The organism is Thermaurantiacus sp. (assembly GCF_053487655.1).
Genome location: NZ_JBRCLD010000049.1, coordinates 39,379 through 48,271, shown reverse-complemented (window position 1 = coordinate 48,271; position 8,893 = coordinate 39,379). Strand labels below are relative to the sequence as shown.

8 protein-coding genes are annotated in these 8,893 nt (G+C 64.3%); 3 read left to right on the top strand and 5 right to left on the bottom strand.

Annotated elements, in window-relative coordinates; genetic code table 11:
- Positions 1-2: 2 nt before the first annotated feature.
- The 3 genes from ACWIQA_RS04940 to ACWIQA_RS04930 form a co-directional block, all read right to left on the bottom strand.
- Positions 3-1,214, bottom strand: coding sequence for an acetyl-CoA C-acetyltransferase (locus ACWIQA_RS04940; protein WP_448581956.1), 1,212 nt, complete (start codon positions 1,212-1,214; stop codon positions 3-5).
- Between the two features lie 61 nt (positions 1,215-1,275).
- Entirely contained in the window at positions 1,276-3,063 is a 1,788-nt protein-coding gene (locus ACWIQA_RS04935) for an acyl-CoA dehydrogenase C-terminal domain-containing protein (RefSeq protein ID WP_448581955.1), read from the bottom strand.
- A gap of 3 nt (positions 3,064-3,066) precedes the next feature.
- On the bottom strand, positions 3,067-3,450 hold the full coding sequence (locus tag ACWIQA_RS04930) for a MerR family transcriptional regulator (protein ID WP_448581954.1): 384 nt from the start codon (positions 3,448-3,450) through the stop codon (positions 3,067-3,069).
- Between the two features lie 235 nt (positions 3,451-3,685).
- On the opposite strand from ACWIQA_RS04930, the gene ACWIQA_RS04925 reads away from it, so the two are divergent.
- On the top strand, positions 3,686-4,300 hold the full coding sequence (locus ACWIQA_RS04925; RefSeq protein ID WP_448581953.1) for a PEPxxWA-CTERM sorting domain-containing protein: 615 nt from the start codon (positions 3,686-3,688) through the stop codon (positions 4,298-4,300).
- Between the two features lie 205 nt (positions 4,301-4,505).
- Here ACWIQA_RS04925 and hisI read toward each other — a convergent pair whose 3' ends face one another.
- Complete coding sequence (gene hisI / locus ACWIQA_RS04920) at positions 4,506-4,856, bottom strand: phosphoribosyl-AMP cyclohydrolase (protein WP_448581952.1); 351 nt, start codon at positions 4,854-4,856, stop codon at positions 4,506-4,508.
- A gap of 89 nt (positions 4,857-4,945) precedes the next feature.
- On the opposite strand from hisI, the gene purF reads away from it, so the two are divergent.
- The gene (purF, locus tag ACWIQA_RS04915) at positions 4,946-6,427 is read left to right on the top strand and encodes an amidophosphoribosyltransferase (protein ID WP_448581951.1); all 1,482 of its coding nucleotides are present in this window, start codon (positions 4,946-4,948) and stop codon (positions 6,425-6,427) included.
- Positions 6,424-7,167, top strand: a complete 744-nt coding sequence (locus ACWIQA_RS04910; RefSeq protein ID WP_448581950.1) for an SDR family NAD(P)-dependent oxidoreductase — start codon at positions 6,424-6,426, stop codon at positions 7,165-7,167. The genes purF and ACWIQA_RS04910 overlap by 4 nt, the downstream gene beginning before the upstream one ends.
- On the opposite strand, the gene ACWIQA_RS04905 is transcribed toward ACWIQA_RS04910, so the two are convergent.
- Complete coding sequence (locus tag ACWIQA_RS04905; protein ID WP_448581949.1) at positions 7,148-8,800, bottom strand: amidohydrolase; 1,653 nt, start codon at positions 8,798-8,800, stop codon at positions 7,148-7,150. The genes ACWIQA_RS04910 and ACWIQA_RS04905 overlap by 20 nt on opposite strands.
- Positions 8,801-8,893 lie beyond the last annotated feature (93 nt).

The following is an 8,893-nucleotide window of genomic DNA, read 5'->3' as shown; positions in this document are numbered from 1 at the left end:
GCCTACACGCGCTCAATGACGGCAGCCGTGCCCATGCCGGCGCCAACACACAGGGTCACAAGCGCGGTGTTGAGGTCGCGCCGCTCGAGCTCGTCGAGAACCGTGCCCAGAATCATGCCCCCCGTGGCACCCAGCGGGTGGCCCATGGCGATCGCGCCGCCGTTCACGTTCATCTTCTCGTGCGGGATCTCGAGATGCTTCATCATGCGCAGCACCACGCTCGCAAACGCCTCGTTGAGTTCGTAAAGATCAATATCCTCCACCCGCATGCCGAGACGCTTCAGAAGCTTCTGCGTCACATAGGTGGGGCCTGTCAGCATGATGAGCGGCTCGGAGCCGATGGAGGCCATGCCGCGGATGCGGGCGCGCGGCTTGAGCCCCGCCTTCTCGCCGGCCGCCTTTGAGCCGATGAGAACCGCCGACGCACCATCGACAATGCCGGAGGAATTGCCGGCATGATGGACATGGTTCACGCGTTCGACTTCGGGGTAGCGGATCTTGGCGATTTCATCAAAGCCCGGCATTTGCTCGCCGATGGCAGCAAAGGAGGGGGCAAGGCTTGCCAAGGACTGCATGTCGGTTGAGGGCCGCATATGCTCGTCATGGTCGAGGACGATTTCGCCGATGACGTCCTTGACCGGGACGACCGACTTCGCAAACCGGCCTTCCTTCCAGGCGATTGCCGCACGCTTCTGGGATTCGACTGCATAGGCATCGACATCATCGCGGGAGAAGCCGTCGATGGTGGCAATGAGGTCTGCACCAATCCCCTGGGGAGCAAAATAGGTTTTGAAGGCAACTGCCGGATCCATCGCCCAGGCGCCGCCATCCGAGCCCATGGGCACGCGGGACATGCTTTCAACTCCGCCGCCGATGGCGAACTCGGCTTCGCCGGCAATCACCTTGGCGGCGGCGATATTGCAGGCCTCAAGACCACTTGCGCAGAAGCGGTTGACCTGCACACCGGCGGTCGTCTCGGCATAGCCGGCATTGAGCACGGCAATCCGGGCAATATCGGCCCCCTGCTCACCAACGGGGGCAACGCAGCCAAGGATGACGTCATCCACAAGGGCCGTATCAAGGCCGTTCCTGTCGCGCACCGCTTCCAGCACCTGGGTTGCAAGCTGGATCGGCGTGATCTCGTGGAGCGCGCCGTCCTTGCGGCCCTTGCCACGGGGCGTGCGCACGGCATCATAGATATAAGCTTCCGTCATCGGGTCCTCCGTCCTGTTCGCGCTGCGCCGGGTAGGCGCAGGAGGCAAGCTCCACTTGTTGTCAGAATGCCGCTTCGGGCATGGCCATGATGGTATCGGCGCCTGCCTTCACCTTGCGGGCAAGGGCGGGCGCATCCGGCAAGTGGCGTTCGAAGAAGTGGCGGCCGACGATTCGCTTGGCGTTGAGGAAGGCCGGGTCCTCGCTCTCGGCCATGTCGGCTGCGCGGAGCATCCGGAGCCAGAGCATCCCGAAGGCGACAAGGGCCATCAGTTCGAGATAGGCAGTCGCACCAGCACCGGCATGGTCAGGGTTGGCGAAGGCCTTTTCCATCAGCCACATGGTAGCACCCTCAAGGTCGGCTTTTGCGGCCGCAAGATCGCCAGCGAAGGGCGCGAGCGCGTCATGGCGTTTTGCTTCCTCGATCTCGGCCTCGACGAGCGCCAAGAAGCGGCGCAGGCTGCGGCCACCGTTGGTGGCAAGCTTGCGGCCGACGAGATCAAGCGCCTGGATGCCGTTGGCGCCCTCGTAGATCATGGCGATGCGGGCGTCGCGGACAAACTGCTCCATGCCCCATTCGGCAATATAGCCGTGGCCACCAAAGACCTGCTGGGCCTGGGTTGCGTGGAAATAGCCCTTGTCCGTCAGATAGGCCTTGATGACTGGCGTGAGGAGCGAGAGAAGATCCTCGGCCTCTTCGCGCGCCTCGGCAGTTTCGGCATGGCGGGCAAGGTCAGCCTGAAGCGCCGCCCAGAGAGAGAGCGCACGCGCACCCTCGATGAAGGCGCGGGCATCGAGCAGCATGCGGCGGACGTCAGGGTGGACGAGGATCGGGTCTGCCTTGGCGTCGCTCTTCTTTGCGCCGGTGAGGGCGCGGCCCTGGAGGCGCTCCTTGGCATAGGCGGCCGCATTCTGGTAGGCGACTTCAGCTTGCCCCAGGCCCTGCACGCCAACGCCCAAGCGGGCCACGTTCATCATGACGAACATGGCGCGCAAGCCCTTCATCTCTTCCCCCACGAGGAAGCCGGTGGCGCCGTCATAGTTCATGACACAGGTGGAATTGCCGTGGATCCCCATCTTGTGCTCGATCGCCCCGCAGGAGAGGGCATTGCGGGCTCCAAGCGATCCATCCGGGTTCACCAGATATTTGGGCACGAGGAAGAGCGAGATTCCCTTGACGGAGTCAGGCGCGCCTGGAGTTTTGGCGAGGACAAGGTGGATGATGTTCTCGGACAAATCATGCTCGCCAGACGAGATGAAGATCTTGGTGCCGGAAATTTTCCAGCTGCCGTCCTCCTGCGGCTCGGCACGAGTGCGGATGAGACCAAGATCGGTGCCAGCGTGAGGCTCAGTCAAGTTCATGGTGCCAGTCCAGCGGCCTTCGACCATGGGCGGGACATAGAGCGCTTTCTGCGCTTCTGAGCCAGCGACGAGGAGCGCCGAGACCGCGCCCTGGGTGAGCCCGGGATACATGGCAAAGGCCATGTTGGCTGCGGAGAGATATTCCTCGAAAGCGGAGCCAATGACATGAGGCAGGCCCTGGCCGCCATATTCCTTGGGCGCCATGAGCGTGCCCCAGCCCCCTTCGACAAACTGGCGATAGGCGTCCCGAAAACCGGTCGGCGTGGTGACGCTGCCATCCGGGTGCCGGGTGCAGCCCTCGCGATCACCGACCTGGTTCAGGGGCGCGAGCACCTGTTCCACGAATTTCGCCCCTTCTTCAAGGATCGCATTCACGAGATCGGGCGTGGCCTCGGCGAAGCCTGGAAGGTTCCGGTAGCGATCGAGACCACAGACATGACGCAGAACGAAGCGGGTATCCTTGAGCGGCGCCTTGAAGGTGGCAGGCATGGCTTACTCCATGACGTTGAGCTGGGTTTGAAGCGTGGCGATAAACTGTTCCAGTTCGCTTGCGATATGGTCAATGGCGTGACGCTTGCTGTTCAGTTCCTGCAGTTTTTCCTGGCATTTGCGGAGTGCGGCCTGGAGCTGGGGGCGTCGCGCCGGGCCGGGCGCATAAAGATCGAGAAGTTCGCGGATTTCCGCTAGCGAAAAGCCGACGGCTCGGCCCCGAAGGATCCAGGCAAGACGGGCGCGGTCAGCGCGCGAATAGGAGCGGCAAACGCCCCGGCGTTCCGGCTGCAGCAGGCCCTGATCCTCGTAGAAGCGAAGGGTGCGCGCAGTCACGCCGAATTCCTTGACCAAATCGCCGATGCTGTAGCGCTGCCGCAGAGCCATTGCGCACCTGCTGCCACCAGTTGACGTTAACGTCAAGTGGGTCGGGCCGCAGCCCGAGTTTCATGACAGAAATATTTCAGCCTGTCGGAAAATTTTACACTCTGGAACATTCGGGCGATGGTTACTGGTTGTTAACCGGTTCCGTTTCCTCGCCATCCTCTGCGTCAGGGACTTGGCATGAAACTTGCATAGCCAAGAGCGGGCAGAAGGTTGCCCAAGTCTAGAGGAGGAATCCATGCGCATCTCAACGCCGCTGGCGGCGAGTGTCCTCGCTTTTGCCAGTTTTCTCTCAGCACCTGCCGTTGCTGTTACTGTCACCCAAGAGGCTGGGAATCTGCTGTCTTTTAGCTGGAACCTCAGAGGAAATGTGATCGAGATTGTCGAGACCTGGGGTCCCACAACCGACAGATTCGTCTATCTCAAGCTGGATGGCTTGGAGCCGGGCAAAAATTACGTTGTGGACAAGTTCATGGTCAACCTCACGGGCAAAAATTGGCCGAGCTTTTCCCATGAACTGGGCTTCGGAAGTCCAGGGGCATTCATCCCGTCCAATAATTTTGACGGTCTGAGCTTCGCCCAGGGAAGCGGCATCCCGCGCACGTCTGACAAGTGCAGCGGTCTTATTGTCGATGAACTGGGAGACCGGGATTATCTCAACTTCATTCTCTGTGATATTCCCGACCTTGCGACCGCCAGGTTCTCCTATGGCCTGCGCGCCAATTTTGAGGCGAACAACCCCTTCCTGCTGAAGCAGGGCGTCATCCCTGAGCCTGGCACTTGGGCAATGCTGATTGCTGGCTTCGGGCTGGTGGGCTTTGCCGTCCGTCGCCGCAAGATCGCAGCGGCCTGAGCGACGGCGATTTCCGCACTTTTGGTGGGGGGCTTCGCGCAGCACAAGCGCGGAGCCCCTTTTGCTCGCGAACCGCGCTTTGCTGCTCCAGCCGGCCTCAGGAGGAGCTTGGCCTGGCTGGAGCAGCGGGTTCACGACCCTGGGCGCGGTGCTGGCCGGGGGGAGACCATCACCACCGGTTTTGACGGCTGTTTGGAGCAGAAATTTAGATTGCCAGCCGGTGCAGCGTTCCCTCCGGCCCGAGGCGGCGGAAGAAGCAGCTAGAAGCCCCCGTGTGGCAGGCAGGGCCGCGCGGCCGGGCGCGCAGCCAGAGCGAATCCTGATCGCAATCGACCCGGATCTCGACCACCTCGAGGACATGGCCCGAAGTCTCGCCCTTTTTCCACAGCCGCTGGCGGGATCGGGACCAGAAATGGGCCTCGCCCGTTGCCTGCGTCAGCGCGATCGCCTCGGCGTTCATGTAAGCAACCATCAGGAGGGTGCCGGTTGACGCATCCGTGACGACAGCAGTCACAAGGCCGGCGGAGTTGAACTTCGGCAGGAAGGGCTCAGACATGGGTGCCTTTTGCCGCCTCGATGACGGTTTGCCTAGCGACAAGGCGAGGCGAAGCTTCTATGGGGCGGGGGAGCGCAGTGGACATGGCAATGGCAGGCCTTCAACCTTGTGCGGGTGGGCGCGACGACCCGCTGGGCGATGACGACCGATTCCACGAGGAATGCGGCGTCTTTGGCGTCTTTGGCGTGGACCAGGCGGCAGCAGCAGTCGCTCTTGGGCTCCATGCGCTCCAGCACCGCGGGCAGGAAGCCGCCGGCATTGTCAGCTTCGATGGCAGCGAATTCCACGCCCATCGGGCGATGGGGCATGTGGCTGGCAATTTCGACCGCCCGGACGTGATGGGCGAGCTCAAGGGGCGCGTCGCCATCGGCCACAACCGCTACGCAACGACCGGGGCCTCGGCGCTGCGCAATGTCCAGCCGCTGTTCGCCGAGCTGGCCGTGGGCGGATTCGCCGTCTCGCACAATGGCAATCTCTCCAACGCGATGGCCTTGCGGGAGGCGCTGATCCGCCGCGGGGCCATCTTCCAGTCAACGAGCGACACCGAGGTCATCATCCATCTTGTTGCGACCTCGCCGCAGCCGACGCTGCTCGACCGCTTCATCGATGCGCTGAAGGCGCTGGAGGGGGCCTGGTCCTTAGTGTGCCTCACGCGCGAGGGGCTGATCGCCACGCGGGACCCGCTCGGCTTCCGCCCACTGGTGATGGGCCTGATGGGCGAGGCCGTCATCTTTGCCTCCGAGACGGTTGCGCTCGATGTGGTTGGGGCGACCTATCTGCGTGACGTGGAGCCGGGCGAACTTGTGATTGTCGACTCACTTGGGATCCGCTCGCTCAACCCTTTTCCGCCGCAGCGGCCGCGGCCCTGCATCTTCGAGCATGTCTATTTCTCACGGCCAGATTCGCAGTCGGACGGGCTTTCGATCTACGAGGTCAGGAAACGCATCGGGGCCGAGCTTGCTCGCGAGGCCGGGGTTGAGGCCGACATGGTGGTGCCAGTGCCCGATTCGGGAACACCAGCGGCGATCGGCTATGCCCAGGCAGCGCAGATTCCCTTCGAACTCGGGATCATCCGCAGCCATTATGTCGGGCGCACCTTCATCCAGCCCGGCGAGGCCGTCAGGCACTTGGGCGTCAAGCTCAAGCACAATGCCAACCGCGCGCTCATCAACGGCAAACGGCTGGTGCTCATCGACGATTCGGTGGTGCGCGGGACCACCTCGGTCAAGATCGTGCAAATGTTGCGCGATGCCGGCGCGCGGGAAGTCCATCTCAGAGTTGCCTCGCCGCCCACCACCCACAGCTGCTTTTATGGCGTGGACACCCCAGTCCGCTCCAAGCTTCTGGCAGCGCAGATGGATCTTGAGGCGATGCGCGCGTTCATCGGCGCTGACAGCCTCGCCTTCCTGTCGATCGATGGCCTCTACCGGGCGCTTGGTGAGCCCTGCCGCAATGGCATTGCCCCGAGCCATTGCGACGCCTGCTTCACTGGCGCCTACCCGACCCGTCTGACCGACCAGGAAGCCCAAGACGATGCTGGCCAGCTTGCGCTGATGGCAGCTGCAAAGTGACGGACGCTGCGCCCATGAAGCCGCTGGCGCTGGTGACGGGTGCCAGCCGAGGGATCGGCGCTGCACTTGCAATCGCGCTCTCTTCTGCCGGCTATCACCTGCTTCTGACCGGGCGCGACGAGAAGCGCCTGGTTGCAACCGAGGACAAGATCCACGCAGCAGGAGGGACAGCGACGATTGCGCCGCTCGACCTTGCCGTCTTCGACGATATTGACCGGCTGGGAGCAGCCGTTGCCGCGCGCTGGGACCGGCTTTCCCTTCTTGTCCTCAACGCGGCAATGCTGGGCACGCTTGCACCGCTTGGACATGTTGCCCCGCGCGCGTTTGAGGACGTCATCGCGCTCAACGTGACCGCGCAGTGGCGGCTCCTGCGTGCCTTTGATCCGCTGCTGCGGCGGGCGCGCGGCACCGTGGTGGGCCTGACCTCAAGCGTGGCTGCCGGCGGCCGGGCCTATTGGGGGCCCTATGCTGCCTCCAAGGCTGCACTTGAAGTGCTTCTTGGCACCTATGCGGACGAGATGACCGCGCTTGGGCTTCGCGTGCTGGTGGTCGACCCGGGCGGGACGGCAACCCGCATGCGGCGAGAGGCCTATCCCGGCGAGGACCAGGCAAAGCTCAAGCCACCCGAAGTGGTGGCAGAGCGCATTGTCGAGACACTGGCCGCGGGGCTTCCCAAGGGACTGTCGCGCCTTTCACTCGACCGGGCCGGCGCGGCGCGCCTTACGGCTGCCACGGCGTAGCAGCGCCAGCGCCGCGCTGGAACACGCGCACGCCAGCAACCCAGGTCTCGCGGACGTTCAAGTCCTTGAGGCGGTCGAGCGGAACCTGGAACGGGTCCTCGTCAAGCAAGATGAAGTCGGCAAAGGCACCCGGCACCAGCCGCCCTGCCCTGCCGTCGGCAAGTCCGGCTCTCGCTGCCCAGACAGTGAAGCCAGCGAGCGCGGCTTCGAGCGAAAGTGCTTCCTCGGTGCGCCAGCCCGCGCGCGTGGTGGCGGCATGGAGGCCAAGGAAGGGGTTGGCGGGCTCGACTGGCGCATCCGAACCGAAGGCCAGAAGCGCGCCCGAGGCGAGCAGGCTCCTCCAGGCATAGGCACCAGCGAGGCGGTCCAGTCCGAGCCGGGCCTCGGCCATGGTGCGGTCAGAAGTGGCGTGGATCGGTTGCATCGAGGCGGTCACACCGAGCGCCCGGAAGCGGGGGATGTCGGCTGGATCGAGCACCTGGGCATGCTCGATCCGGTTCCGAAGACCGGAGCCGTAGGCGGGCGCGATCTCGGCGTAGGCGTTGAGCACCTCGGCGTTGGCAGCGTCACCAATGGCGTGGACGGCAAGCTGGTAGCCGGCGAAATTGGCGCGGCTCATCAAGTTGCGCAGCCTTGCGTGGTCGAGCAGGCGCAGGCCGCGGTTGCCCGGCTCATCGGCATAGGGCGCCTTGAGCCAGGCGCCGCGCGAGCCGAGTGCGCCATCCGCATAGAGCTTGACCCCCTGCAGCCTGAGGCGCCCGTCATAGAGCCAGGGCGTGGGCCCAAGCGGCGCAATATCGTCGGCTGCCTCCATTCCAGCAGCATAGCCGGTTATGCGGACCGTGAGCCTTCCAGCATCGCCGAAGGCGCGGAAGAGGTTCCAGTCTGCTGGCGTGACTCCCATGTCATGGACGCTTGTCACTCCAAGCTCGGCAAGATGGGCAAGGGCAGTGGCAAGCGCCTTGTCGCGCTCGAGCGCGCCCGGAGGTGGTGGCCGCACCAGGTCCATCGCCGCGTCAACCAGGATTCCGGTCGGGTTGCCGGCAGAGTCGCGCAAGATCCGGCCGCCTGGCGGATCCCGGGTGGCGCGGGTGATACCAGCAGCCTTCAGCACCGCGCTGTTGACCCAGAGTGCATGGCCGTCGGTGCGCTGGAGCGCTGCGGGCCGGTCGGCAACCGCGCGGTCAAGATCGGCTGCCGTTGGGAAGCCGGCGCCCCAGCGGACCTGGTTCCAACCGCCGCCAGTCACCCAAGCGCCAGCCGGAAGCCTTGCGGCATGGCGCCGGACCCTATCGAGGGCCTCGTCGAGCGAGCGCGCGGGCGCAAGGTCAAGCGCGATAAGGCGCAGCCCCAGCCCCATCAGATGGAGGTGGGAGTCAATGAAGCCCGGAAGGATGGTGGCACCGCGGGCGTCCAGGCGGTAGTCCCCTGGCTTGAGTGGAGGTTCGCGGCCGCCCAGCGGGACCATGGCCTCGATGCGGCCGTCATCGCCTGCCAAGAGCATGGCATAGCGCTCAACTCGGCCGTCGGCATCAAGGCTCAGGATATTGGCATTGACGATGAGCGTGCGTGCGCCGGCCGGGAAAGCAATGAGGAGGAGCGGGGCAAAAAGAGCAGCAAGAAGGCGAGACATCGCAGGAGGCCTGCCGTGGTGTGGGCAAGCAGGCAAGGGGGTCCGCCTTTCCCTTTGCGCGAAAGCCAGGCATGCGCTAGCCGCGCCGGTGCC